Source organism: Nocardia terpenica (assembly GCF_013186535.1).
In the GTDB taxonomy this organism is placed as follows: Bacteria; Actinomycetota; Actinomycetes; order Mycobacteriales; family Mycobacteriaceae; genus Nocardia; species Nocardia terpenica.
The window spans coordinates 2,324,631-2,348,662 of the sequence record NZ_JABMCZ010000003.1; the positions used below are offsets into that span (position 1 = coordinate 2,324,631).

23 protein-coding genes and 1 riboswitch are annotated in these 24,032 nt (G+C 70.2%); of the genes, 13 read left to right on the forward strand and 10 right to left on the reverse strand.

What is annotated here, in order from left to right; translation table 11 throughout:
* The first annotated feature begins 1 nt into the window (after nucleotide 1).
* Together recG and HPY32_RS32350 are read left to right on the forward strand one after the other, a co-directional pair.
* Complete coding sequence (gene recG, locus HPY32_RS32345; RefSeq protein WP_067578552.1) at nucleotides 2-2,281, forward strand: ATP-dependent DNA helicase RecG; 2,280 nt, start codon at nucleotides 2-4, stop codon at nucleotides 2,279-2,281.
* A gap of 100 nt (nucleotides 2,282-2,381) precedes the next feature.
* Nucleotides 2,382-3,284, forward strand: coding sequence for an EamA family transporter (locus HPY32_RS32350; RefSeq protein ID WP_067578554.1), 903 nt, complete (start codon nucleotides 2,382-2,384; stop codon nucleotides 3,282-3,284).
* Nucleotide 3,285: 1 nt separating this feature from the next.
* On the opposite strand, the gene HPY32_RS32355 is transcribed toward HPY32_RS32350, so the two are convergent.
* The 3 genes from HPY32_RS32355 to metE all read right to left on the reverse strand — a co-directional run bounded on the left by HPY32_RS32355 (nucleotide 3,286) and on the right by metE (nucleotide 7,357).
* On the reverse strand, nucleotides 3,286-4,707 hold the full coding sequence (locus HPY32_RS32355; RefSeq protein ID WP_082870615.1) for a short-chain fatty acyl-CoA regulator family protein: 1,422 nt from the start codon (nucleotides 4,705-4,707) through the stop codon (nucleotides 3,286-3,288).
* A 123-nt stretch (nucleotides 4,708-4,830) separates the two neighbouring features.
* Nucleotides 4,831-5,016, reverse strand: a complete 186-nt coding sequence (locus HPY32_RS32360; RefSeq protein WP_067578556.1) for a DUF1737 domain-containing protein — start codon at nucleotides 5,014-5,016, stop codon at nucleotides 4,831-4,833.
* A gap of 70 nt (nucleotides 5,017-5,086) precedes the next feature.
* A complete protein-coding gene (gene metE, locus HPY32_RS32365; protein ID WP_067584569.1) occupies nucleotides 5,087-7,357 on the reverse strand; it encodes a 5-methyltetrahydropteroyltriglutamate--homocysteine S-methyltransferase in 2,271 nt (756 codons plus the stop codon).
* A gap of 139 nt (nucleotides 7,358-7,496) precedes the next feature.
* A riboswitch (cobalamin riboswitch) is annotated at nucleotides 7,497-7,690 on the reverse strand.
* Between the two features lie 199 nt (nucleotides 7,691-7,889).
* Between metE and HPY32_RS32370 the strand changes: the two genes are divergently transcribed.
* The 4 genes from HPY32_RS32370 to coaD all read left to right on the forward strand — a co-directional run bounded on the left by HPY32_RS32370 (nucleotide 7,890) and on the right by coaD (nucleotide 13,338).
* Entirely contained in the window at nucleotides 7,890-8,762 is an 873-nt protein-coding gene (locus HPY32_RS32370) for a glycosyltransferase family 2 protein (protein ID WP_171983140.1), read from the forward strand.
* Nucleotides 8,763-8,858: 96 nt separating this feature from the next.
* The gene (locus HPY32_RS32375) at nucleotides 8,859-12,263 is read left to right on the forward strand and encodes a pyruvate carboxylase (RefSeq protein WP_067578560.1); all 3,405 of its coding nucleotides are present in this window, start codon (nucleotides 8,859-8,861) and stop codon (nucleotides 12,261-12,263) included.
* A 10-nt stretch (nucleotides 12,264-12,273) separates the two neighbouring features.
* Nucleotides 12,274-12,843 (forward strand): 16S rRNA (guanine(966)-N(2))-methyltransferase RsmD, encoded by a 570-nt coding sequence (rsmD, locus tag HPY32_RS32380; RefSeq protein WP_067578562.1) that lies wholly within the window; start codon nucleotides 12,274-12,276, stop codon nucleotides 12,841-12,843.
* Nucleotides 12,844-12,852: 9 nt separating this feature from the next.
* Nucleotides 12,853-13,338, forward strand: a complete 486-nt coding sequence (gene coaD, locus HPY32_RS32385) for a pantetheine-phosphate adenylyltransferase (protein ID WP_067578563.1) — start codon at nucleotides 12,853-12,855, stop codon at nucleotides 13,336-13,338.
* Between the two features lie 90 nt (nucleotides 13,339-13,428).
* Here the strand turns inward: coaD and HPY32_RS32390 are convergent, their stop codons facing one another.
* The gene (locus HPY32_RS32390) at nucleotides 13,429-14,406 is read right to left on the reverse strand and encodes a type IV toxin-antitoxin system AbiEi family antitoxin domain-containing protein (RefSeq protein ID WP_309247561.1); all 978 of its coding nucleotides are present in this window, start codon (nucleotides 14,404-14,406) and stop codon (nucleotides 13,429-13,431) included.
* Nucleotides 14,407-14,693: 287 nt separating this feature from the next.
* Nucleotides 14,694-15,290: a GtrA family protein gene (locus HPY32_RS32395; RefSeq protein ID WP_309247562.1), complete on the reverse strand. Its 597-nt coding sequence runs from the start codon at nucleotides 15,288-15,290 to the stop codon at nucleotides 14,694-14,696.
* Nucleotides 15,291-15,507: 217 nt separating this feature from the next.
* Between HPY32_RS32395 and HPY32_RS32400 the strand changes: the two genes are divergently transcribed.
* The 7 genes from HPY32_RS32400 to HPY32_RS32430 all read left to right on the forward strand — a co-directional run bounded on the left by HPY32_RS32400 (nucleotide 15,508) and on the right by HPY32_RS32430 (nucleotide 20,536).
* The gene (locus HPY32_RS32400; protein ID WP_067578567.1) at nucleotides 15,508-16,254 is read left to right on the forward strand and encodes a DivIVA domain-containing protein; all 747 of its coding nucleotides are present in this window, start codon (nucleotides 15,508-15,510) and stop codon (nucleotides 16,252-16,254) included.
* A 119-nt stretch (nucleotides 16,255-16,373) separates the two neighbouring features.
* Complete coding sequence (locus HPY32_RS32405; RefSeq protein WP_171983142.1) at nucleotides 16,374-17,042, forward strand: YceD family protein; 669 nt, start codon at nucleotides 16,374-16,376, stop codon at nucleotides 17,040-17,042.
* A 2-nt stretch (nucleotides 17,043-17,044) separates the two neighbouring features.
* Nucleotides 17,045-17,227, forward strand: coding sequence for a 50S ribosomal protein L32 (gene rpmF / locus HPY32_RS32410; RefSeq protein WP_067578571.1), 183 nt, complete (start codon nucleotides 17,045-17,047; stop codon nucleotides 17,225-17,227).
* A 21-nt stretch (nucleotides 17,228-17,248) separates the two neighbouring features.
* Complete coding sequence (rnc, locus tag HPY32_RS32415) at nucleotides 17,249-17,986, forward strand: ribonuclease III (RefSeq protein ID WP_067578573.1); 738 nt, start codon at nucleotides 17,249-17,251, stop codon at nucleotides 17,984-17,986.
* Between the two features lie 18 nt (nucleotides 17,987-18,004).
* A complete protein-coding gene (gene mutM / locus HPY32_RS32420) occupies nucleotides 18,005-18,871 on the forward strand; it encodes a bifunctional DNA-formamidopyrimidine glycosylase/DNA-(apurinic or apyrimidinic site) lyase (RefSeq protein ID WP_067578575.1) in 867 nt (288 codons plus the stop codon).
* Between the two features lie 58 nt (nucleotides 18,872-18,929).
* Entirely contained in the window at nucleotides 18,930-19,511 is a 582-nt protein-coding gene (locus tag HPY32_RS32425) for a dihydrofolate reductase family protein (RefSeq protein WP_067578577.1), read from the forward strand.
* Nucleotides 19,511-20,536, forward strand: a complete 1,026-nt coding sequence (locus HPY32_RS32430) for a PHP domain-containing protein (protein WP_269456467.1) — start codon at nucleotides 19,511-19,513, stop codon at nucleotides 20,534-20,536. Before HPY32_RS32425 ends, HPY32_RS32430 begins: the two co-directional genes overlap by 1 nt.
* Here the strand turns inward: HPY32_RS32430 and HPY32_RS32435 are convergent, their stop codons facing one another.
* The 5 genes from HPY32_RS32435 to HPY32_RS32455 form a co-directional block, all read right to left on the reverse strand.
* On the reverse strand, nucleotides 20,537-21,706 hold the full coding sequence (locus HPY32_RS32435) for a glutathionylspermidine synthase family protein (protein WP_067578579.1): 1,170 nt from the start codon (nucleotides 21,704-21,706) through the stop codon (nucleotides 20,537-20,539).
* Complete coding sequence (locus tag HPY32_RS32440) at nucleotides 21,707-22,486, reverse strand: hypothetical protein (protein ID WP_231951329.1); 780 nt, start codon at nucleotides 22,484-22,486, stop codon at nucleotides 21,707-21,709.
* A gap of 25 nt (nucleotides 22,487-22,511) precedes the next feature.
* A complete protein-coding gene (locus HPY32_RS32445; protein WP_231951330.1) occupies nucleotides 22,512-22,793 on the reverse strand; it encodes an acylphosphatase in 282 nt (93 codons plus the stop codon).
* 1 nt (nucleotide 22,794) lies between these two features.
* On the reverse strand, nucleotides 22,795-23,250 hold the full coding sequence (locus HPY32_RS32450) for an OsmC family protein (protein WP_067578581.1): 456 nt from the start codon (nucleotides 23,248-23,250) through the stop codon (nucleotides 22,795-22,797).
* A gap of 80 nt (nucleotides 23,251-23,330) precedes the next feature.
* Entirely contained in the window at nucleotides 23,331-24,029 is a 699-nt protein-coding gene (locus HPY32_RS32455) for a response regulator (protein WP_067578583.1), read from the reverse strand.
* Nucleotides 24,030-24,032: the final 3 nt, after the last annotated feature.

Sequence of the window (24,032 nt, forward strand, 5' to 3'; positions counted from 1 at the left end):
CATGGCGACACTGCGTGACCGGCTCGACCACGTCCTGGGCGTGAAGGCGGCCGAGCCGCTGGCCGACGCCTTCGACATGCACACGGTCGAGGACCTGCTGCGGCACTATCCGCTGCGCTACGCGACCCAGGGCCAGCCGCTGACCGAGGAGCAGCCCGAGGAGGGCGCGCACATCACCGTCGTCGGGCACGTCACCAAGACCGAGCTGCGCCCGATGCGCCAGCGCCGCGGCAAGCTGCTCAAGGTCGAGCTCGACACCGGCTCCGCCCGCCCGGTGGAGATCACCTTCTTCAACGGCGACAAGGTGAATTACCTTGTCAAACAGGGTGTTCGGGCCATGATGTCGGGCACCGTGCACTGGTGGCGGCCGGACCGGTGGAACCTGTCGCACCCGTCGTATCTGATCCTGCCCGAGGCGGGGGAGTCGATGGAGAGTCTCACCTCGGTGCGCGGCGGCGGCAGCCTGCGCGGGCTGGCCGAGAGCGCGAAAGGCGCCGACGGCGTGGATGTCTCGTTCTTCGAGCGGGAATACATCCCGGTGTATCCGGCCACCGCGAAGGTGCAGAGCTGGGACGTGCTGGCCTGCGTGCGCCAGGTGCTCGACCAGCTCGACCCCATCGATGATCCACTGCCGCAGGATATTCGCGAGGAACGCAACCTGCTGGCGGTCTCGGACGCGCTGCGCCTGATCCACCTGCCCGAGCGCAAATCCGATATCGAGCAGGCCCGCGAGCGGCTGCGCTTCGACGAGGCGCTGGCGCTGCAACTGGTGCTGGCCGAGCGCCGCCACGACGTCGAGGGCCGCGCGGCGCGGCCGTGCCCGCCCCGGACCGGCGGCATCGCAACGGCTTTCGACAAGCGGCTGCCGTTCGAGCTGACCACCGGGCAGCGGCAGGTGATCGAGGAGATCTCCGCGGACCTGGCCCGCAGCCACCCCATGCACCGGCTGCTGCAGGGCGAGGTCGGCTCCGGCAAGACCATCGTGGCCCTGCACGCCATGCTGCAGGTGGTCGACGCCGGTTTGCAGTGCGCGCTGCTCGCCCCGACGGAAGTGCTTGCCGCCCAGCACTATCGGTCGCTGCGCGGCATGCTCGGCGACCTCGCCACCGCGGGCGAGCTGGGCGCGGCCGAGCACGCGACCAAGCTGGTCCTGGTGACCGGATCGATGTCGGCGGGCGCGAAGAAGGCGGCGCTGCTGGCCGCGGTCACCGGCGAGGCCGGGATCGTGATCGGCACGCACGCCCTGATCCAGGACGCCGTCGAATTCTTCGACCTGGGCATGGTCGTCGTCGACGAGCAGCACCGGTTCGGCGTCGAGCAACGGGATGCGTTGCGCGCCAAGGCGAAGGACGGTGTCAGCCCGCACCTGCTGGTGATGACCGCCACCCCGATCCCGCGCACCATCGCCATGACCACCCTCGGCGACCTGGAGACCTCCACGCTCACCGAGCTGCCCCGCGGCCGCTCCCCGATCAGCACGAAAGTCGTTCCCGCCAAACTGAAACCGGCGTGGGTGGAGCGGGCGTGGGAACGCATCCGCGAGGAGGTCGCCGCCGGGCGGCAGGCGTACGTGGTGTGCTCGCGGATCGGCGACGAGGACGACGACGGCAGCGGAAACGGCAAGGGCCGCAAGGGGAAAGCCAAGTCGCCCGAGGAGCGGGAGGCCCCCGCCACGCACGCCGCGCTCGACGTGTTCGCGACGCTGTCGACCGGTGCCCTGGCCGACCTGCGGGTCGGCCTGCTGCACGGCCGCCTGCCCGCCGAGGAGAAGGACGCGGTGATGCGGGCGTTCAACGACGGCGATATCGACGTGCTGGTGTGCACCACCGTGGTCGAGGTCGGCGTGGACGTGCCGAACGCGACGGTCATGGTGATCGTCGACGCCGACCGGTTCGGCGTGAGCCAGCTGCATCAGCTGCGCGGCCGCGTCGGCCGCGGTAAACATCCCGGGCTGTGCCTGCTCGTCACCGAATCCTCGCCGATGGGTACCGCGATGGCCCGGCTCGAGGCGGTCGCCGGGACGCTGGACGGCTTCGAGCTGTCGGTGCTGGACCTGCGGCAGCGCCGCGAGGGCGACGTGCTCGGCGCGGCGCAGTCCGGCACCGCGCGCAGCCTGCGCCTGCTGTCGCTGCTCGACGATCTCGAGGTGATCACCACCGCGCAGCAACTCGCCCGCGAGGTCGTCGCCGCCGACCCGGGGCTGCGCAAGCATCCGGGCCTGGCCACGATGATGCGTGCCGCGGTGGACGGCGAGCGGCTGGAGTATCTCGCCAAGTCGTGAGCCGCGTGACGGTCGTCGCTAACGGCTGGAAATCGGTTGCCGGGGGGTGAGATGCTGCCGGTGAGCAATACCGATCGGCAGCATGGTGGAAGGGGCGGCGATGGTCGCGATCGATTTCGGGTGGGCACGCAAACCCGCGCTGCCGTGGGGGTTTTCGCGATCGGCGGCCCGGCAGCGGGTGGGCGGGGTGCCGCCGACGGTGCTGGTGCTGGCGGGCATCGTCAGCGTTCAGGTCGGGGCGGCGGTGGCCAAGCAGCTGTTCGCCGCGACCGGCCCGGCGGGCGCGGTGAGCCTGCGCCTGTTCTTCGCGGGCGTCGTGCTGCTGGTGTGCTGGCGGTCGTCGCTGCGGATCGAGCGCCGCGCGCTGCCCGTGGTGCTGGCCTACGGCGCCATTCTCGCGGTCATGAATCTCGCCTTCTACGAGGCGATCGACCGCATCCCGCTGGGCATGGCCGTCACCCTGGAGTTCCTGGGGCCGCTGGTCGTCGCGCTCGCGCATTCGCGGCGCTGGATCGATCCGGTGTGGGCGGTGCTCGCGGGCGGCGGCGTGCTGCTGCTCACCCATGCCGACGGTCCCGTGCTGTGGACCGGTGTGCTGTTCGCCCTCGCCGCGGGCGCGTGCTGGGGCAGCTACATCCTGGTGGGCGCCAAACTGGGCGAAAGGACCAGCGGCGGAGGCGGTCTGGCGATCGCCATGGCCTTCGGCGGGCTGCTGTCGGCCCCGATGGGCATTCTCGGCGCGGGCGCCTCGCTGCTGCAGCCGTCGGTGCTGCTCGCCGGATTCGGGGTGGCCCTGCTGTCGTCGGTGGTGCCGTACTCGGTGGAGCTCGAGGCGCTGCGCCGGATTCCGCCGCGGGTGTTCGGCGTGCTCATGAGCCTCGAGCCCGCGGTGGCCGCGCTCGCCGGGCTCGTCGTCCTCGGGCAGCTCATGAATTTCGCGCAGTGGGCCGGAATCGCCTGCGTGGTGGCGGCTTCCGCGGGGGCCACCCGGACCGGGCGGTAGCTCAGCGGGTGGCCCGCGGATAGGGCAGATCGACGGAGGTGTTCTCGCCGACGGCCAGCGGGCGGCCGATCTGCGGGAAGGCGCGCTGCGGGCACGCGGAGCGCTCGCACACCTTGCAGCCCGCGCCGATCGGCACCGCCGCCGCCGGCTCGTCGAGCTGCAATCCCTTCGAATACACCAGGCGGTCGGCGTATTCGATGTCGCAACCCAGGCCGACCGCGAATTCCTTGGTGGCCGTGCCGAATCCGTGCGGCCCGGGACCGGTGGTGCGGGCCGTCCACAGGTAGCGGCGGCCGTCGGGCATGGCGGCCACCTGGGTGAGGATGCGGCCCGGATGGGCGAACGCGTCGTGCACCACCCACAGCGGGCAGCTTCCGCCGACCCGGGAGAAGTGGAACGCGGTGGCGGACTGGCGCTTGGAGATGTTCCCGGCCCGGTCGGTGCGCACGAAGAAGAACGGCACCCCGCGCTGCCCCTGCCGTTGCAGCGTGCTCAACCGGTGGCACACCGTCTCGAAGCCGACCTCGAACCGCAGCCCGAGCAGATCGATGTCGTAGTGCAGTTCCTCGGCCGAGCGCAGGAACTTCCCGTACGGCAGGATCAGCGCTCCCGCGAAGTAGTTGGCCAGCCCGACCCGCGCCAGCGCCCGCGATTCCCCGGTGAGCGAGGGGGTTTCGGCCAGCACCTCGTCGAGCATCTTGCCGTAGAGCAGGAAGGCCAGCGTGGTGGAGATCTGGAAGGCGCGCTGGCCGGGGCGCAGCCGCCGCGCCAGCGTGAGGACGCGGGTCTCGGGTTCGAAGTGCCGCTTGGGAATCGACGGGTCGGCGCCGTCGCCGCGCACCAGCACCGTCACCCCCGCCCTCTCCTCGGCGACCCGGGCCAGCTGCCGGTCCAGCGATCCGATCGACAGGCCGCACTCCTCGAACAGGCGCTCGGCGGCCAGGTCCAGCTGGGCGATGTGGTTGTGGTGGTCGTAGAAGAAGTCGCGCACGTCCTCGTACGGCATCGGCACGCCGGGCGCGCCCGTGGGCGTCGCGACCTTGGACGACAACAGATCCAGCTGATCGGTGGCCGCGCGCAGCCGCCGGTGCATGGCGACGATGGTCCGGGCGACCTCCGGCAGGCGGCTGGCCAGATCCTCGACCTCGGCGGCGGGTGGCGGGGTGCCGCCGGCGGCCTCCACCAGCACCTCGTGCAGGTCCGACACCAGGCGCGCGTCCGAGTCGGCGGCGAAGAACTGCACGTCCAGGTCGAAGGTGGAGTTCAGCTTCAGCAGCACCGGAACCGTGAGCGGCCGCTGGTCGCGCTCGAGCTGATTGAGGTAGCTCGGGGACAGCTCGAGCGATTTGGCCAGCGCGGCCTGGGTCATCCGCCGTTCCTCGCGCAACCGCCGTAGTCGGGCACCCGCATACATCTTGCGCACGGTGCGATGCTACCCAATAATCTTCGCAAACATTGCAATTTCAATGGTTGTCGCCGACAAAAATCCGTTACTGCAAGGTATTTTCGCGTCCGTTCGTCGCTGCGTAGCGTGCGAAGTAGGCGATCAGTCGGTTTCGTCGGAGTCGCGGATGACCGCCTGCGCGACAATGACATTCGTTCCGTCGAAGGTCACCGCCGGGGATCCGTACAGCCGGTACCCGCTGTCGAGGATCGTGCTGACCCGCTCGCAGAAGGCGGCGTCGTCGGGGCCGGTGATGACCCGGTAGCGGGGCGGTTGGGCATCGGTCATACCGCCAGCATAGGGCGGTGATCGACAACGGGCGAGGTCCCGCCCGGCACCCGGGCGGGACCTCGCGCCGTCAGCGCACGGCCTGCGCGGCCGCGACCATATTGCGCAGCGACTGCTCCACCTCGGCCGGGCCGCGGGTCTTCAGGCCGCAGTCCGGGTTGACCCAGAGGCGCTCGGCCGGAACGGCTTTCAGCGCCGCCCGGAGCGAGGCGGTGATCTCCTCCACGCTCGGCACCCGGGGCGAGTGGATGTCGTACACGCCCGGCCCGACGCCCAGGTGGAAGCCGACGGCATTGAGGTCGTCGAGCACCTCCATGCGCGAGCGGGCCGCCTCGATCGAGGTGACGTCGGCGTCCAGGGCCGCGATCGCGCCGATGACCTCGCCGAACTCCGAGTAGCACAGGTGGGTGTGGATCTGGGTGGCATCGGAGACGCCGCTGGTGGCCAGCCGGAAGGCCGCCACCGCCCAGTCCAGGTACGCCTGCTTGGCCTCGGCGCGCAGCGGCAGCAGCTCCCGCAGCGCCGGCTCGTCGACCTGGACGACGCGGATGCCCGCGCCCTGCAGATCGACGGTCTCGTCCCGAATCGCCAGCGCCACTTGGCGAGCCGTCTCGGCCAGCGGCTGGTCGTCGCGCACGAACGACCACGCCAGAATGGTCACCGGGCCGGTCAGCATGCCCTTGACCGGCTTGTCGGTCAGCGACTGCGCGTAGCCGATCCACTCCACCGTCATCGGCTCGCGCCGCACCACGTCACCGAACAGGATCGGCGGGCGCACGCACCGGGTGCCGTAGGACTGCACCCAGCCGTTGGCGGTGGCGGCGAAGCCGTCGAGCTGCTCGGCGAAGTACTGCACCATGTCGTTGCGCTCGGGCTCGCCGTGCACCAGCACGTCCAGGCCCAGCTTCTCCTGCAGCGCAACGACATCGGCGATCTCGGCGCGCATCCGCTCGTGGTACTGCTCCGCGGTCAGCTCGCCCTTGCGCAGCGCGGCGCGGGCCAGCCGGATCGCCCCGGTCTGCGGGTAGGAGCCGATCGTGGTGGTCGGCAGCAGCGGCAGGCGCAGCCGATCCCGTTGCAGCGCACGGCGTTCGTCGGCGGGGGCGCGGTGGATCGCCTCCGGGCCCAGCGAGTCCAGCCGGGCGCGCACGGCGTCGTTGCGCAGCCGCGCGTCGGTGCGGCGGCTCCGCGCGGCCGCACGGGCCGCGGCCAGCTCGTCGGCGATGGCGTCGGTGCCGTCCCGCAGCGCGGTCGCCAGCGCCCGCACCTCGGCGACCTTCTCCGCGCCGAACGCCAGCCACGAGCGCAGCACCGGGTCCAGATCCGGCTCCGCGTCCAGCGAATACGGCACGTGCAGCAGCGAACTCGAGCTGGACACCGCCAGCGCGCCCGCGCTGCCCAGCAGGGTGCCCAGGGTGGTCAGCGCCCCGTCCAGATCGGTGCGCCACACGTTGCGGCCGTCCACCACCCCGGCCACCAGCAGCTTGCCGCTCAGCGCGGGCACCGACGCGACGTCGGAAACCGTTGTCCCGGAGGTGAAGTCGACCGCGACGCCGTCCACCGAGGTGGAGGCGAGCGCGGCCAGCGCCGGGCCGGGGTCACCGAAGTACGTCGCCACCAACAGCTTCGGGCGATCCGGCGCGGCCGTCAGATCGGCATAGGTCTCCAGCAGCAGCGAGAGCTCGGCCTCGGTCAGATCGGTGACCACCGCCGGTTCGTCGATCTGCACCCACTGCGCGCCCGCGGCGGCCAACTGCCGCAACAGGTCCCGGTACAGCGGCAGCAGCTCGGGCAGCCGGTTCAAGGGTGCGACGCCGTCGACGCCCTTGGCCAGCTTCAGGAAGGTCAGCGGGCCGATCACCACCGGCCGGGCCGCGACACCCAGCTCCTGCGCCTCGGTCAGCTCCACCAGCAGCTTGTCCGGGTGCAGCGTGAACACGGTGTCCGGGCCGATCTCGGGCACCAGGTAGTGGTAGTTGGTGTCGAACCACTTGGTCATCTCCAGCGGTTCGATCGACTGCGCGCCGCGGGCGGCGGCGAAGTACCGGTCCAGCGGGTCGGCGATACCCGCCACGCGCGGCGGCAGCGCGCCGAACAGCACTGCGGTGTCGAGCATCTGGTCGTAGTGGGAGAAGGTACCGACCGGGATCGAGTCCAGCCCGGCCGCCGCCAGCGCGGTCAGCTGGTCGCGGCGCAGGGTGCGTCCGACGGCGCGCAGTTCGGCGGCGTCGATGCGACCGGCCCAGTAGGACTCGATCGCGCGCTTGAGCTCGCGCCGCGGCCCGATCCGCGGGAGCCCGAGAACCGTTGCGGTGAAGGGGTTCTGCGATGTGACAGTCACGGTTGTCTCCAGTGCTGGGAAGCCACGGGTCACCGCCGACAGAGCAGACGGAGCCCGAGTTGCTTTGCCGCACCGGGTCGTCCGGTGTGCGCACTGGTGTCCGCCCGCCCGATCCACGAGGCGGTGGCCGCCGGATACGGCGTATCCGGCACAGCCGGCAGGTCTTCGGACTTGCGGGCGCGGCCCCTGGAGCCACCTACTGGCCGTCGCTTCCCAGGCTCGTGCCCAGTGCCGATGACGGCGGTCGTTCCCGTATACCGCTGCGGGACAGTCCCGGATTCCCACCGGGTTCCCTCTCGCCGATCCGTGCGGATCGGTTTCGGCGCTGCGGACGACGCTCGGGGCTCCAACTCGTCGGCGCAGCGAACCAGCTGCGTTCTGAGCATAAGCCACGACGCGGCCGTTTCTATTCCGAAGGGCCCTATTTCAAGACTGGGCGGTCGTTTCGGGTTGCGCCCGGCCCCGAAGTCACTACGGTATTTCCGACTCGAAGATTGTTCGAACAGTGGGATCGTCCGGGGAAGTGGTCAACGTGTCAGAGCCGACAGTGTCCGTCGTCGTGCCCGCGTACCTGCGCGGCCGGGCCGGGCTGGAGCTGCTCGACGTGCAGCTCGCGGCGCTCGCCGAGCAGCGGGACGCGCCGGAGTTCGAGGTGCTCGTCGCCGACAACGACTCCCCGGTCGATGTGCGGGCCCATCTGGCCGAGCATCCGCTGCGGGAGTCGTTGCGATTACGCCATATCGAGGCGACCGCGGTGCGCGGCGCCTCCTATGCCCGCAATGCCGGGGCGGCGAGCGCGACGGGGGAGTACGTCCTGTTCTGCGATCACGACGACCGGGTGTATCCGGAGTGGATCGCGCGGCTGGTCGGCTTCCTCGGCGAGGGCTACGACGTGGTCGGCTCCGCGGTCGAGGGCCGCACGCTCAATGCCGCCAATCCGCGCGGCGCCGTCGAGCTGCCCGCCCCCGAGAACTTCCAGTCGCCGGGCGTGTTCGCGCCGCAGATCGTCGGGTGCAGCATGGGGGTGCGCGCCGCGGTCTATCGCAAACTGGGCGGTCTGGACACCAGTTACGCGGCCAACGAGGACATCGAATTCGGTTGGCGCGCACACCGGGAGGGATACCGGGTCGGATTCCTGCCGGAGGCGCTGGTGGCCTACCGATACCGGCGCGGGCTGCGCGCGGGGTACCGGCAGGGGCGCCCGCGCGGTGTCGGGTTGGCTCGGCTGCACGCCGAATTTCCGGGGAACGGGTTGCCGGAACCCCGATTGCCGCTGCTGCTGCTCAGCCTCGCGGCGGTCTCGGCCAACCTCCGCCTCACCGGAGAAGAGCGTGGTCTATTGCTCGGGATCACCATGGGGCAGCTGCTCGGGGGGATGCGCTACCGCACGTTGCACTGGTGGTAACCGCCCGGTTGCCGGGGGTATGTCCGGAGTGTGAGGTTCGCTGCGAAGCCCGCATTCGCTACGCGGCCATAGTCGGTGTCCGGGTACCTTGATCCAATGTTCTCGAAAGTGCTGGTCGCCAACCGCGGTGAGATCGCGATCCGAGCGTTCCGCGCCGCCTACGAACTCGGCGTCGGGACCGTCGCGGTCTTTCCCTACGAGGATCGCAACTCGGTGCATCGGCTCAAGGCCGACGAGTCCTATCAGATCGGCGTCCCCGGTCACCCGGTGCGGGCGTATCTCTCCATCGACGAGATCATCAAGGCCGCCCAGACCGCCGGGGCCGACGCCGTCTACCCCGGTTACGGCTTTCTGTCCGAGAATCCGGACCTGGCCGCGGCGTGCGTGCGCGAGGGCATCACCTTCATCGGGCCCTCTGCCGAGGTGCTGGAACTGACCGGCAACAAGGCCCGCGCCATCGCCGCCGCCAAGGCCGCCGGGCTGCCGGTGCTGAACTCGAGCGCCCCCTCCGCCGAGGTGGACGAGCTGCTGACCGCGTCCGAGTCGATGCAGTTCCCGGTCTTCGTCAAGGCCGTCGCCGGTGGCGGCGGGCGCGGCATGCGCCGGGTCGCCGAGCGCGAGCAGTTGCGCGAGTCGATCGAGGCCGCCATGCGCGAGGCCGAATCGGCGTTCGGCGACCCCACGGTGTTCCTGGAGCAGGCGGTGGTCAACCCCCGCCACATCGAGGTGCAGATCCTCGCCGACCAGCACGGCAACGTCATGCACCTGTTCGAGCGCGACTGCTCGCTGCAGCGGCGGCACCAGAAGGTGATCGAGCTCGCGCCCGCGCCGAACCTGGATCCCGCACTGCGCGAACGCATCTGCGCCGACGCGGTGGCCTTCGCCCGGGAGATCGGTTACAGCTGCGCGGGAACCGTGGAATTCCTGCTCGACGAGCGCGGCAACCACGTGTTCATCGAGATGAATCCGCGAATCCAGGTGGAGCACACGGTGACCGAGGAGATCACCGATGTCGACCTGGTGCAGGCGCAGCTGCGCATCGCGGCCGGGCGGACGCTGGAAGAGCTGGGCCTGAGCCAGGATTCGGTCTCGATCCACGGCGCCGCGCTGCAGTGCCGCATCACCACCGAGGACCCGGCCAACGGCTTCCGGCCCGACACCGGGCGCATCACCGCCTACCGCAGCCCGGGCGGCGGCGGCATCCGCCTGGACGGCGGCGCCAATCTGGGTGCCGAGGTCGGCGCCTACTTCGACTCCATGCTGGTGAAGCTGACCTGCCGCGGCCGGGACTTCGGCGCGGCGGTGGCGCGGGCGCGGCGGGCGGTCGCCGAGTTCCGCATTCGCGGTGTGGCGACCAATATTCCGTTCCTGCAGGCGGTGCTCGACGACCAGGACTTCCGGGACGGGCGGGTCACCACCTCGTTCATCGACGAGCGCCCGCACCTGCTGACCCAGCGCGGCTCGGCCGACCGGGGCACCAAGATCCTGCGCTACCTCGCCGACGTCACCGTGAACAAGCCGCACGGCCAGCGGCCGACGGCGGTGTACCCGCACGACAAGCTGCCGCCGCTGGATCTGACCGTGCCGCCGCCGGACGGCTCGCGGCAGCGGCTGTTGCGACTGGGCCCCGAGGGTTTCGCGCGGTCGCTGCGCGAACAGCGGGCGGTCGGCGTCACCGACACCACCTTCCGCGACGCGCACCAGTCGCTGCTGGCGACCCGGGTGCGGACCAACGGTCTGCTCGAGGCCGCCGAGTACGTGGCGCGGATGACGCCGGAGCTGCTGTCCATCGAATGCTGGGGCGGCGCAACCTATGACGTGGCGCTGCGGTTCCTCTACGAGGACCCGTGGGAGCGGTTGGCCGCGCTGCGCGAGACGGTGCCCAATATCTGCCTGCAGATGCTGCTGCGCGGGCGCAATACCGTCGGCTACACCCCGTACCCGGAGCAGGTCACGCGCGCGTTCGTGTCCGAGGCCACCGCGACCGGTATCGACATCTTCCGCATCTTCGACGCCCTCAACAATGTCGACCAGATGCGGCCCGCCATCGATGCCGTCCGCGAAACCGGCACGGCCATCGCGGAAGTCGCGCTCAGCTACACCGGCGACCTGTCCGACCCGAACGAGGACCTCTACACCCTCGACTACTACCTGAAGCTGGCCGAGCAGATCGTGGCGGCCGGGGCGCACGTCATCGGCATCAAGGACATGGCCGGGCTGCTGCGCGCACCGGCCGCCCACACCCTGGTCACCGCGCTGCGCAGCAACTTCGACCTGCCGGTGCACGTGCACACCCACGACACCCCGGGTGGGCAGCTGGCCACCTACCTGGCGGCGTGGCAGGCCGGGGCCGATGCGGTCGACGGCGCGTCCGCGCCCATGGCGGGCACCACCTCGCAGCCCGCGCTGTCGGCGATCGTGGCCGCGGCGGCGCACTCGCCCTACGACACCGGGATCGATCTGCAGAAGGTCTGCGATCTCGAGCCGTACTGGGAGGCGCTGCGAAAGGGCTACGCGCCCTTCGAATCCGGGCTGCCGGGGCCGACCGGGCGGGTCTATCACCACGAGATTCCGGGCGGGCAGCTGTCGAATCTGCGGCAGCAGGCCATCGCGCTGGGGCTGGGCGACCGGTTCGAAGAGGTCGAGGCGAAATACGCGGCGGCCGACCGGCTGCTGGGCCGTCTGGTCAAGGTGACGCCGTCCTCCAAGGTGGTCGGCGACCTCGCGCTGGCGCTGGTCGGGTCGGGCGTGGACGTGGAGGACTTCGCCCGCGATCCCGGCCGCTACGACATTCCGGATTCGGTGATCGGTTTCCTGCGCGGCGAACTCGGCACCCCGGCGGGCGGCTGGCCGGAACCGTTCCGCAGCAAGGCGCTGGCCGGGCGCGGGCCCGCCAAGCCCGAGACCGCGCTCTCGCCCGCCGACGACGCGGCGCTGCGCGGCTCCTCGCAGCAGCGCCGGGAGACGTTGAACCGCTTGCTGTTCCCCGGCCCGACCGCCGAATTCCTCGCGCACCGGGAGAAATACGGCGACACCTCCGGGCTGTCGGCCAACCAGTTCTTCTACGGCCTGCGCCACGGCGAGGAGCACCGGGTGCAGCTGGAGAAGGGCGTCACCCTGCTCATCGGGCTGGAGGCGATCTCCGAGCCGGACGAGCGCGGCATGCGCACGGTCATGTGCATCCTCAACGGCCAGCTGCGCCCGGTCACCGTGCGCGACCGGTCCATCGCCAGCGAGGTGCCCACCGCCGAGAAGGCCGACAAGACCAATCCGGGCCAGGTGGCCGCGCCGTTCGCGGGCGTGGTGACCCTGGTCGTCGCCGAGGGGGAGACCATCGCGGCGGGCGACACCATCGGCACCATCGAGGCGATGAAGATGGAGGCGGCCATCACCGCCCCGCGCGGCGGCGTGGTGCGCCGGGTCGCCATCGGCAAGGTGCAGCAGGTGGAGGGCGGCGATCTGCTGGTCGAGGTGAGCCTGACCGAGGCCGCGGCCGAGTGAGGGCGATCCGATGACCCGCATCGTGGCGGGCACGGCGGGCGGGCGGCGGCTGCGCGTGCCGCCCGCGGGCACCCGGCCCACCTCGGATCGGGTGCGCGAGGCGCTGTTCAGCCTGCTCGCGTCCCGGCTGGACTTCGACGGCATTCGCGTGCTCGACCTGTACGCGGGGTCGGGCGCGCTGGGCCTGGAGGCGCTGTCGCGCGGCGCATCGCACGCCCTGCTGGTCGAATCCGACCGCAAGGCGGCCGCGATCGTCCGCGGCAATATCGCCGATCTGGGCCTGCCCGGGGCCGAATTGCGGTGGGGCACGGTCGGTTCCGTGCTGCGGACCGCCCCGGCGCGGCGGTACGACCTGGTGTTGTCGGACCCGCCGTACGCGCGGGAGGCGGGCGACTCGGCCGCGGACCTGACCTGTCTGGTCGACAACGGCTGGCTGCACGACGGGGCCCTCGTGGTCGTGGAACGCCCCACCCGGTCGCCCGAAATCGCCTGGCCCGCGGGCTTCGCGCCGGAGAAGCCCCGCCGCTACGGGGAGACTCGCATCGAACTCGCCGAGTACGAGACGCCGACCGGCTGTTAGCGTTCGATCATGGCTGGAGCACTATGCCCCGGGTCGTTCGATCCGGTGACCAACGGGCATCTCGACGTCATCGCGCGGGCGGCCGCGCAATTCGACGAGGTCGTCGTGACCGTGACGATCAACAAGAAGAAGCAGACCATGTTCAGCGTCGACGAGCGCGTGGACATGCTCCGTGAGGCCACCGCCGACCTGCCCAATGTGCGGGTCGAATCGTGGCACGGGCTGCTGGTCGACTTCGCGCGCGAGCAGGGCATCACCGCCATCGTGAAGGGCCTGCGCGACGCCTTCGACTTCGGATACGAACTGCAGATGGCGCAGATGAACAAGAAGCTGTCCGGCGTGGACACCTACTTCCTCGCCACCAACCCCGCCTACAGCTTCCTGTCCAGCTCCCTCGTCAAGGAGGTCGCCACCTTCGGCGGCGACGTCACCGACATGCTCCCCCCCGCCGTCCACAAACGCCTCCTCCCCCGAATCGCCGAACGCCGCGGCTGATTCCCCCGCCCCCCTTGATCCCGGCGTGCTTTTGGCCGGGATCTCACCGAGGATTCCGGCCGAAAGCACGCCGGAATCCAAGGGTCAGCGTCATCGCAACGGTCGCAGCATCAGTCGCTTCGGCTCCGGGAGCGGCACCTGCCGGATGTATCCGAGAGGTGGGTCGTAGCGGGCGTGGATGAGGGCGTGGCGGAGGCGGGACGCGGCCTCGCCGGTGGACAGTTGGGCCCAGGTCCAGCGGACGAGGTGGAATCCGTTGGCGCGCAGGGCCTCTTCCCGGCAGTCGGGGTCGGGGCGGTCGGTGCATTCGCCGAGTACGCCGGTTCTGCCGAAGTAGAAGGGGACGCGGCGGAGCAGGCGGCCGTCGGCGGTGAAGACCTCGCCCTGGGACCGGGGTACGGGTAGGCCGAGGCGGTGCAGCAGCAGGCGGCCGCGCGATTCGCCGACGCTCGTGCTGTGCGGGTCGAGCAGCGATACCGCCCGCCGGGCGGCGCCGATGCCCGTGCGGCACCGGGCCAGCTCCAGTTCGGCGGCCAGATCCGCTGCGGTGACGCCGTATTCGCGGGCCAGCGCGTCGCCGATGACGACCGCCGACTCCAGCGGCGCGGTGCGGGCCACGTCGACGATGGTCCGCGCCGGGGTGGTGAGCAGCAGCCCGCCGACCACGGCCACCGTCTCCACCGGCGCGCAGTGCACCTTCAGCCCGGGTTTGATCCGTCCGCCGTTGCGCCGATTGCGGGTCACCCCGACGCGATCCAGCTGCGCCATCCGCACCGGCGCCCCGTACAGCACCGCGGCGGACTGGTGGCTGACGACCGCGTCGGCGGCCAGGCCGGAGAGCACCGCGGCGACCTGAACCCGGTGCCGCGCCACCGCATTCATGCTCGCGTAGGCCGCCTCGTCCGCATACGACCCGCGGCGCACCCGCTGCCACTGCCCGCCCGTGCACCGGCGGCGGATCTCGGCGTCGGAGATCCCCGCCCGGACGATGTCGCGCCGATGACGCACCCCCGCGTCCCGACGCGCACCGGAACCTGCTGCGGGCCCGGCCGATTCGGCCCCGCTCACTGCGGCCCGGTATCGGTGTGCGGACGCCGGGTCCGCGGCGTGGCGAAGCGCACGCACGGTACGGCGGGCCGACCATCCACGTGGACGCGAGACAGCCGCGGGCTCACCGTATTCCGCCCCGACGACCGGCACCCTCGACGACGTTCCATTACTGACCTCCCCTGCAGAATGTGGGTTTGCCCTCGTATGACGCCGGGTTCCCCCGCCCGGTTCCCTGGCCATTCGACCAGGTCACAAACGCACCTCTTGCGTGAAATGTGAGGCGAGGCCGTGTAAGGCCGGGGGCGTTAGAAGACCCAGAGGCGGAGGGTGACGAAGCGGAGGGTGCCTACGGCGGCGGTGATGGTGATGACGGCGATGGCTTCGGCTATGTCGTTGAGGCCGGGGGCGGTGACATCGAGGATTGCCAGGGCGGCGGAGGTGATGGCCAGGCCCGCGAGGGCCAGGCCGCCGCCTTCGAGTTGGGCGGTGAGCCAGCCGACTCGGCCCGACGCGTGGAAGGTGAGGCGGCGGTGTAGTTCGTTGGCCAGGGCCGTGCTCACGATCGAGCCGGTGAGGTTCGCCAACTGCGGGCCGCCGCCGTAGCAGGCCAGGAACAGCAGGAAGTAGCCCACATTGCTGAGGCCGCCGACCAGGGCGAAACGGATGAGCTGCGCGAACCATCGGTCGCCGCGCAGGAATACACCCAGTCGCCCGAATACGCCGAGCGCGGTGGGCTCGGCGTCGGGTTCGGGGGTGAGTGCGGCCGCGGCCGCGGCGGTCTCCGGCTCGTGGGCCCGGGAATTCTCCTGCGGCACGGGCTTGTCGACAACGATGGCGGATACGACCGGGTCGTGCTGGGGGTCGACCCACATGCCCGGGGGCATCGGATACAGGACAGTCATTGTCTTTCCGATCGAACTTCGCCGGTCCCGCCGCGACGACGAGGCCGACTGTCTACCGCTCGGTAGAAACATAACACCAAGCGGAGAGATTCCCTCCACTTGATCGATGTGGTCTTCGAAACACCCCTCCGACACACCGGTAGTGAACTGGGCAGATGCCCGTGACGCGGGGCACACTGGGGCGAGTGAATGTTCGGCAGGAGAGTGGGGTCAGCTGATGTACCGCGTATTCGAGGCACTCGACGAACTGGTCGCGATCGTCGAAGAGGCACGCGGCATCCCACCCACTCGCAACTGCATCATTCCGCGCGGCGACGTCCTGGAACTGCTCGACGACGTCCGCGACGCCATCCCCGGCGAGCTCGACGACGCGCAGGACGTGCTCGATCACCGGGACAAGATCGTCAACGACGCCCGCGACGCCGCCGAGCTCGCGGTCACCGGCGCGAACGAGCAGGCGGCGCAGACGGTTTCGGGCGCCCGCGAGGAGGCCGACCGCATCCTCGCCGACGCCAAGGCGCATGCCGACCGGATGGTCGCCGAGGCCCGCGCGCACGCGGAACACATGGTCGCCGCCGCGACCGCCGAGGCCGACCGGATCGTCGCCGAGGGCAAGGCCGAGTACGAGGCGCTCACCGGCCGGGCCCGCACCGAATCCGATCGCATGATCGCCGCCGGTCAAGCCTCCTACGACCGCTCGGTGTCCGACGGCCGCGCCGAACAGGAACGCCTGGTCTCGCAGACCGAGGTGGTGCGCGCCGCGCACGGCGAATCCGCGCGCCTGATCGACGCCGCCACCGCCGAGGCCGACCGCCTGCGCGAGGAATGCGACCGCTATGTCGACGGCACCCTCGCCGATTTCGAGGAGACCCTGCACAGCACGCTGCGCACGGTCGGCCGCGGCCGCCAGCAGCTGCGCAGCGGCGGCGGCGTGCCGGATTACGCGGCGGAATTCCGCCGCTGAGCGGGATTTTCGATACCGGTCGGAATGGTCCGAAATGCGGTGCATTTGAGGGATCCATGCGGATTCGCGTATTGTTGAGTGGTTGCCCAATTCCCACACACTGAGTGAGTGAGTTCCTGATGCCTGCCGAATCCGGTTCCGGTTCGCGTCGTCGTCGTCCGACCGACGCGGGCTTCGTGCTGGACACACGCAGCCTGGGCCGGGCCCCGGGTTCGATGCGCGAGGTACATCGGATCGTCACCGCGCCGGAGCGGATCGGGCTCGATCTGGTCGCCGTCCCGGTCGGCGCCGAGGTCGACCTCGCGCTGACCCTGCAGTCGGTCTCGGAGGGTGTCCTGGTCACCGGCACGGTGTCCGCGCCGCTGGCGGGCGAGTGCTCGCGCTGCCTCGAGCCGTTCACCGACACGGTCGACCTGCGGCTCACCGAGCTGTTCGCCTACCCGGACAGCGCCACCGAGCAGACCACCGAGGAAGACGAGATCCACCGCCTCGTCGACGACATGATCGACCTGGAACCGGTGATCATCGACGGCGTCGGCCTGGAGCTGCCGCTGCAGCCGCTGTGCGAACCCGACTGCGCCGGACTGTGCCCCGAATGCGGTGTGCGGATGGCGATTGCAGGTTCCGATCACAAGCATGAGATACTGGACCCTCGCTGGGCGGGGCTCGCGAACTTCGCGGCCGATATCCCCGGTGCCGGTGTCGCAGACGCCGAAGCTGAATCAGACGCAGACCGATCGCTTGCCGGCCGCAACGGCTCGGGAAGTTCGAAGACAGAGGAGAAGTAGTCGTGGCCGTTCCGAAGCGCCGGATGTCTCGTGCCAACACCCACTCGCGGCGCAGCCAGTGGAAGGCCACCGCGCCGGCCCTGATCACCTGCCCGAACCGGGCCTGCGGCCAGAAGACCCTGCCGCACATCGCGTGCCCCAACTGCGGCACCTACAAGGGCCGCCAGGTCGCTGCCGCGGTCTGATCGCGCGATCGGTAGCCGACAGTGACCGCCAGCAAGGACGGAGCGGACGACCCCGCAGCGGGTGAGTACGCCGACCATTCGAGCCTGCTCGAGGCACTCGGCGTCGACGTGCGCCCGGACCTGCTCCGGCTCGCCCTCACGCACCGGTCCTACGCCTACGAGAACGGCGGTCTGCCGACCAACGAGCGCCTGGAGTTCCTGGGCGACTCGGTGCTCGGCCTGAGCATCACCGAGCGCCTGTATCTCGAGCATCCGGACAAGTCCGAGGGCGAGCTGGCCAAGCTGCGCGCCAGCGTGGTGAACATGCACGCCCTGGCCGAGGTCGCCCGCGGTCTCGGCGAGGGTGGCCTCGGCCGTCATCTGCTGCTCGGCAAGGGCGAGGAGCTGACCGGCGGCCGCGACAAACCGAGCATTCTCGCCGACGGCATGGAGTCGCTGCTCGGTGCGGTGCATCTGCAGCACGGCATCGACGTGGCGCGCGACGTGGTGCTCACCCTGTTCGCCGAGCTGCTCGAGCGCGGCCCCCGCATGGGCGCCGGCCTGGACTGGAAGACCAGCCTGCAGGAGCTGACCGCCGAGCGTGGCCTCGGCGTGCCCAGCTACGAGATCACCTCGACCGGCCCCGACCACGACAAGGAGTTCACCGCCACGGCGGTGATCGGTGGTCAGGCATACGGCAAGGGCGTCGGCCGCTCCAAGAAGGAAGCCGAACAGAAGGCCGCGGGCGCCGCCTGGCAGGCCCTCACCGCCGAGAGCTGAAACGCCGAGAAACTTCATATGCCCGAACTTCCCGAGGTCGAGGTCGTCCGTCGCGGACTGGCCGAGCATGTCGTCGGCCGCATCGTCGAATCCGTCACGGTCAAGCACCCCCGATCGGTGCGCCGCCACGAGCTCGGTGGCGACGATCTGGCCGCCCGGCTGGCGGGTCTGCGGGTGGAATCCGCGCAGCGGCGCGGCAAATTCCTGTGGCTGACCTTCGACGACCCGGACACCGCGCTCGTGGTGCATCTGGGCATGAGCGGGCAGATGCTGGTGCAGCCCTCCGGCGCGCCGCTGGAGAAGCACGCCCACATCGTCGCCACCCTCGATTCGGGTGAGCAGGTTCGCTTCGTCGATCAACGCACCTTCGGCGGCTGGGCGCTCAATACGATCGTCGAGGTCGACGGCACGGCCGTGCCCGAGTCCGTCGCGCACATCGGCCGCGACCCGCTGGATCCGCTCTTCGACGCCGACGCCGTGGTGAAACGGTTGCGCGCCAAGCATTCCGAGATCAAGCGGGTGCTGCTCGACCAGACCGTGGTGTCGGGCATCGGCAATATCTACGCCGACGAGGCGCTGTGGCGCGCCAGCATGCACGGCGAGCGTATCGCCGCCACCCTCACCCGGCCCGCCCTGCACGGGCTGCTGACCGAGGTGCGGGCGGTCATGTCCGACGCGTTGCATGCGGGTGGCACCTCCTTCGATGCCCTGTACGTGAATGTCAACGGTGAGTCCGGGTATTTCGAGCGGTCGCTGGCCGCCTACGGGCGTGAGGACGAGCCGTGCCGCCGCTGTGGTGCGCCCATCCGGCGGGAGAAGTTCATGAACCGGTCGTCGTTCTCCTGTCCCCGGTGCCAGCCCAAGCCGCGCCGTCGAACCGATTGAAGCGCTAACGTTTTTCCTGTAACCGCCGTGCAACCACGGTTCGGGAAAGGGAGGACGGATGCGCAAGCTGACCTACTACGTCGCATCGACCATCGATGGCTTCATCGCCACCGAGGACGGTTCGGTCGACTTCTTCCCGGTCGGGGGTGATCACGGGCCCGCGATCACCGCGCAATATCCGGAGACACTACCGGCGAAGGTGCGCGAGTCGCTGGGCGTCGACAAGCTCGGCAGCACCTTCGACACCGTGCTGATGGGCCGCAAGACCCACGATTTCGGCGTCCGCACCGGGACCTCGAGCCCTTATGCGCACCTGCGGCAATTGGTGGTGTCCACCACACTGCCCGACCGGCCCGACCCGGATGTGGAACTGATCTCCGAGGATCCGCTGGGGCGGGTGCGAGAACTCAAGCGGGAGAAGGGACTCGGCATCTGGCTGTGCGGCGGCGGTGAGCTGGCGCAGGAACTGCTGCCCGAGATCGATCAGGTATTCCTGAAGCTGTATCCGATCGTGCTGGGGCGCGGGCGCCCGCTGTTCGGTGCGGGCGGGCAGCTGCCGGAGCCCGCCCGATTCCGGGTGCTCACCAGCCGGGTCTTCTCCGACGGTGTCGCCTTCCTCAAGTACAGCCGGATTCGATAGTGGCGCAGGGGGTTCCGGGCCCGGTCGAGGCGCTGCGGGAGATCGCGTTCTGGATGGAGCGCTCCCGGGCGCAGACGCACCGGGTCAAGGCGTACCGGCGGGCGGCCGATATCGTGGCCGCCCTGCCGGACGCCGACCGCGAGCGGTTCCGCGAAGACGGGAACTGGCAGCAGCTTCCGGGCATCGGCCCGAAGACGGCCGCGGCGATCGCGCAGGCGTGCGCGGGACAGCTGCCCGATCAGCTGGAGAAGCTGCGCGCCGAGGCGCGGCCCATCGCGCCGGAGGGCGCGGCCCTGCGTGCCCGGCTGCGCGGCGACCTGCACACCCACTCCAACTGGTCCGACGGCGGCAGCCCGATCGAGGAGATGATGCGCACCGCCATCGCGCTCGGGCACGAATACTGTGCGCTGACCGATCATTCGCCGCGGCTCACCGTGGCGGGCGGCCTGTCCGCGGACCGGCTGCGGCGGCAGCTGGACGTGGTGGCCGAGCTCAATGCGGAGCTGGCCCCGTTCCGCATCCTCACCGGCATCGAGGTCGACATCCTCGACGACGGTCGGCTCGACCAGCAGGCCGATCTGCTGGCCGAGCTCGACATCGTCGTCGCCAGCGTGCATTCGCACCTGCGCGACGACGCCGAGACCATGACCCGCCGCATGGTGTACGCGGTCGCGAACCCGAACGTGGACATCCTCGGCCACTGCACCGGGCGGCTGGTGGCGGGCGAGCGCGGGCTGCGCCCGGAATCGGAGTTCGACGCCGAGGTGGTGTTCGAGGCGTGCCGTACCTACGGCACCGCCGTCGAGATCAACAGCCGCCCCGAACGCCGCGACCCGCCCGGCCGCCTGATCCGGCTCGCCGCGGAGATGGACTGCTACTTCTCCATCGACACCGACGCCCACGCGCCCGGCCAATTGGACTGGCAGGGTTACGGATGCGAGCGCGCCCTCGCCAACGGCGTTGCGGCGGAACGGGTTATCGATACGTGGGCGGTGGAGGAGTTATTGGCGTTCGTGGCACAGTGACTATTCGGCCGGAATGCGGTGCGGGACGAAGGTGGAGCTGTCGTCGGTGATCAGGCCCGGTGTCTCGCGGATGCCCATGCCCGCGGCGGTGTCGCCGACGATCCACGCGCCCAGCACCGGTCGCATGCCGTCGAAGTCGGGCAGCGGGTCCAGCAGCTGGTAGACGTAGCCCTCCTCGCCGTACACGCCGCCGGTGGCGGTCTCCAGGCCCGCGCCGACGATCGTCATATTCGCGCCCTCGCGGCCCAGCTTGGGCTTTTTGATGTACTCGGTGAGCTCGTGCGGATCGTCGAGGTAGGTGGGCAGCAGGTTCGGGTGCCCCGGATACATCTCCCACAGCACCGCCAGCAGCGCCTTGTTCGACAGCATGGTCTTCCACAGCGGCTCGATCCACGTGGTGCTCGGCAGCGAGTCGACCACGCGCTTGCCGAAATCGTCGTCGAGCACCCACTCCCACGGATACAGCTTGAAGACCGATTCCATCGGCGCCTCGGCCAGGTCCACGAACCGTTCCAGCTCGGTGTCCCAGCCGACCTGCTCGATCGCCAGCGCCACCGTGTCGAATCCGGCCTCGGCGGCGGTCTCCTGCATGTACGCGGTGGTGACGTTGTCCTCGCCGCTCGCGTCCGCCGAGGACCAGGTGAAGTGCAGCTGGGTGGTCGGCAGGCTGTGTTCGCGCAGTTCGGTCCAGCGCTCGACGAGCTTCTCGTGCAGCGAATTCCACTGATCGTCGCCGGGGTGGACGTCGGTCAGCCAGTGCCACTGCACGATCGCCGCCTCCAGCAGCGAGGTCGGCGTATCGGCGTTGTACTCCAGCAGTTTCGCCGGACCGCGGCCGTCGTAGCGCAGATCGAACCGGCCGTAGACGTAGGGGTCCGAGCGCTGCCACGACTCCTTGATCGGGCCCCAACTCCATTCCGGCAGACCGAATTCGGCGAACCGCTCGGTGAGCACGATCTGCTCGCAGGCGGCCAGGCACATCGAGTGCAGCACCTCGACCTGGGCCTCCAGGCCGAGGATCTCGTCGAGGTCGAACTCGTAGTGCACCGATTCGTCCCAGTACGGCCGGGGCCGCCCGTTGGTGTCGACGCCGGGGGAGCCGTACACCAGACCCTGCTCTGCAATGATGCGCTGCCATCCGCCTCGGGCCTGGCCGCGTACGCGCCGCACTTAAGAACCTCCACTCTTGGAGCCCCCGCCGGAGCTCCCTCCGCTCTTGGCGCCCAGCCCGCCCCGAACGACGGTGCCGCTCTTGGTGCTGACGGTGCCGCGGCTGGGCTCGATGGTGCTGCCGCCGGTGGGCGGCCGTCCGACGGTGTTGTTGCCGCCGTAGTAATAGCGATACTGGGTGCCGTTGCCGAGGATGAAGATCGGCGGCATACCCGCGTGATAGGTGCCCGCACCGGTCGCGTAGGACTGGGCCCGCACGCACTCGTCGTCGTCGACCACGGTCTTCGGATTGCCGTTGGGGTCGGTGACGGTGCAGTAGGCGGTGGTGACGGGTTCGTCGGGAGTGGTCGCCGCCTCGTAGACGAGATACCCCGCGCCCACCACGGCCGCCACGCCGACTACGGCCGCGCCGCCGATCATCATCTTCTTGCGGCGGCGGCGTTTCTCCTCCAACGCCTCCGCGGCCGCCCGCTCGGCCTCCTCGGCCCGCTTGCGCGCCTTCTCCCGCGCCCGCGTCTCGGCCAGCGTCGGCGGCCGGGGCTTGGTGATGCCCTCCTCCTGCCGCTGGATGCTGCCGCGCATGCGGCGCGTCGGCTCGCCCTGAGCGGAGGTGTCCGCGGTCGGGTCGGAATCCGTTGCGCCGGAGGGCGGTTCGAGCGGATTCGGCATGCCGGGCAGCGCCGCCGCGGGCTCCGCGAAGCCGGGTGTCGTCAACTTCTCCGTGACATCGTCGGAGGATTTGTGATCGTCGGGCGAGAAGCCCGGATGTTCAGTTGCCAACGATCGACTCCCTGTTCCCCACCACTTATCGTTCCTCGAAGCCGACCAGATCGCCCTGGGCGGCGTCCCAGTCTTCCACAACGAGGTCGACCCGACCAGGTGTGTCCTCGGACCGCAACAGCGTCAGCAGCCGCTCGCCCCGCTCGCGCGGACCCTCGGCGACGACGTGGACCCGGCCGTCGCGCGTATTGCGCGCGTAGCCGACCAGCCCGAGTTCCAGTGCCCGCGAGCGGGTCCACCAGCGGAATCCCACGCCCTGCACCCGCCCGTGCACCCAGGCGCTCAACCGGACCGGACCGGCCGTCACGTCAGGACTCCACCTGGAACGAGAGGGTGACCTTGGTGCCCGCCTGCAGGGTGCGGCCGACGGTGCAGACCTTGTCGATGGCCCGCTGCACGGTCACCAGCAGCCGTTCGCGCCCGGCCTCGTCCAGCTCCGACAGATCCAGCTCGACCACCTCGTCCAGCTCCGGGTAGACCTCGTTCTCCCGGTCGGCGGCGCCCGACACCCGGATCGTCACGTCGTAGCCGTCGCCGAGCCGATTCGACAGCGGGAAGTCCGAACTCATTCCGGTGCACGCCGCCAGCGCGACCTTCAGCAGCTCGCCGGGGGTGAACACGCCCGGAACGCTCTCCGAGCCGATCAGCACCTCGGCGCCGCGGGAGCTGCGTCCCGTGTAGCGGCGAACGCCGGTGCGCTCGACCCACAGCTCGGTCTGCGCCGGGGCGGTCGCGGCGGGAGATACGGAGGTCTGCTCAGCCATATCTCGATCCTGCCATTCGCGTGCCGCGGTGACACACCTGGCGCTGTGGTCTGCGTCATCGCGGCGACGGTGGACGGCGGTCAGGCGCTGAAGCGATAGCCCATGCCCGCCTCGGTGAGCAGGTGCTTGGGATGGGAGGGGTCGTCCTCGAGTTTGCGGCGTAACTGGGCGAGATAGACACGCAGGTAATGGGTTTCGGTCGCGTACGACGGCCCCCACACCTCGCGCAGCAGCTCGCGGCGGCCGACCAGCTTGCCCTGGTTGCGCACCAGCATCTCCAGCACGCCCCACTCGGTGGGGGTCAGGTGCACGTCGGTGCCGTGCTTGGTGACCTTCTTGGCCGCCAGATCGACGGTGAACGAGGAGGTTTCGACCACCGGGTCGGTGGTGTCGGCGGTGGCCGCGGCCCGGCGCACCGCGGCCCGCAGCCGGGCCAGCAGCTCGTCCATGCCGAAGGGCTTGGTGACATAGTCGTCCGCGCCCGCGTCCAGCGCCTCCACCTTGTCGGTGGAATCGGTGCGCGCCGACAGCACGATGACCGGCGCCTGGCTCCAGCCACGCAGCCCGGCCAGCACGTCGATGCCGTCCATATCGGGCAGGCCGAGGTCGAGCACCACCACATCGGGGTGTTTCTCGGCCGCCGCTCGCAGTGCCGCGGCCCCGGTGGACGCGGTGATCACCTCGTAGCCGCGCACCGAGAGGTTGATGCGCAGCGCTCGCAGGATCTGCGGTTCGTCGTCGACCACCAGAACCTTGGTCGGCGCCACAGGTGTCGTCACCCG

Coding starts and splice junctions, on each gene's coding strand:
- recG (WP_067578552.1), top strand. CDS start 2: ATGGCGACACTGCGTGACCGGCTCGACCACGTCCTGGGCGTGAAGGCG.
- HPY32_RS32350 (WP_067578554.1), top strand. CDS start 2,382: ATGGTCGCGATCGATTTCGGGTGGGCACGCAAACCCGCGCTGCCGTGG.
- HPY32_RS32360 (WP_067578556.1), bottom strand. CDS start 5,016: ATGACCGATGCCCAACCGCCCCGCTACCGGGTCATCACCGGCCCCGAC.
- HPY32_RS32375 (WP_067578560.1), top strand. CDS start 8,859: ATGTTCTCGAAAGTGCTGGTCGCCAACCGCGGTGAGATCGCGATCCGA.
- rsmD (WP_067578562.1), top strand. CDS start 12,274: ATGACCCGCATCGTGGCGGGCACGGCGGGCGGGCGGCGGCTGCGCGTG.
- coaD (WP_067578563.1), top strand. CDS start 12,853: ATGGCTGGAGCACTATGCCCCGGGTCGTTCGATCCGGTGACCAACGGG.
- HPY32_RS32395 (WP_309247562.1), bottom strand. CDS start 15,290: ATGACTGTCCTGTATCCGATGCCCCCGGGCATGTGGGTCGACCCCCAG.
- HPY32_RS32400 (WP_067578567.1), top strand. CDS start 15,508: ATGTACCGCGTATTCGAGGCACTCGACGAACTGGTCGCGATCGTCGAA.
- HPY32_RS32405 (WP_171983142.1), top strand. CDS start 16,374: ATGCCTGCCGAATCCGGTTCCGGTTCGCGTCGTCGTCGTCCGACCGAC.
- mutM (WP_067578575.1), top strand. CDS start 18,005: ATGCCCGAACTTCCCGAGGTCGAGGTCGTCCGTCGCGGACTGGCCGAG.
- HPY32_RS32425 (WP_067578577.1), top strand. CDS start 18,930: ATGCGCAAGCTGACCTACTACGTCGCATCGACCATCGATGGCTTCATC.
- HPY32_RS32450 (WP_067578581.1), bottom strand. CDS start 23,250: ATGGCTGAGCAGACCTCCGTATCTCCCGCCGCGACCGCCCCGGCGCAG.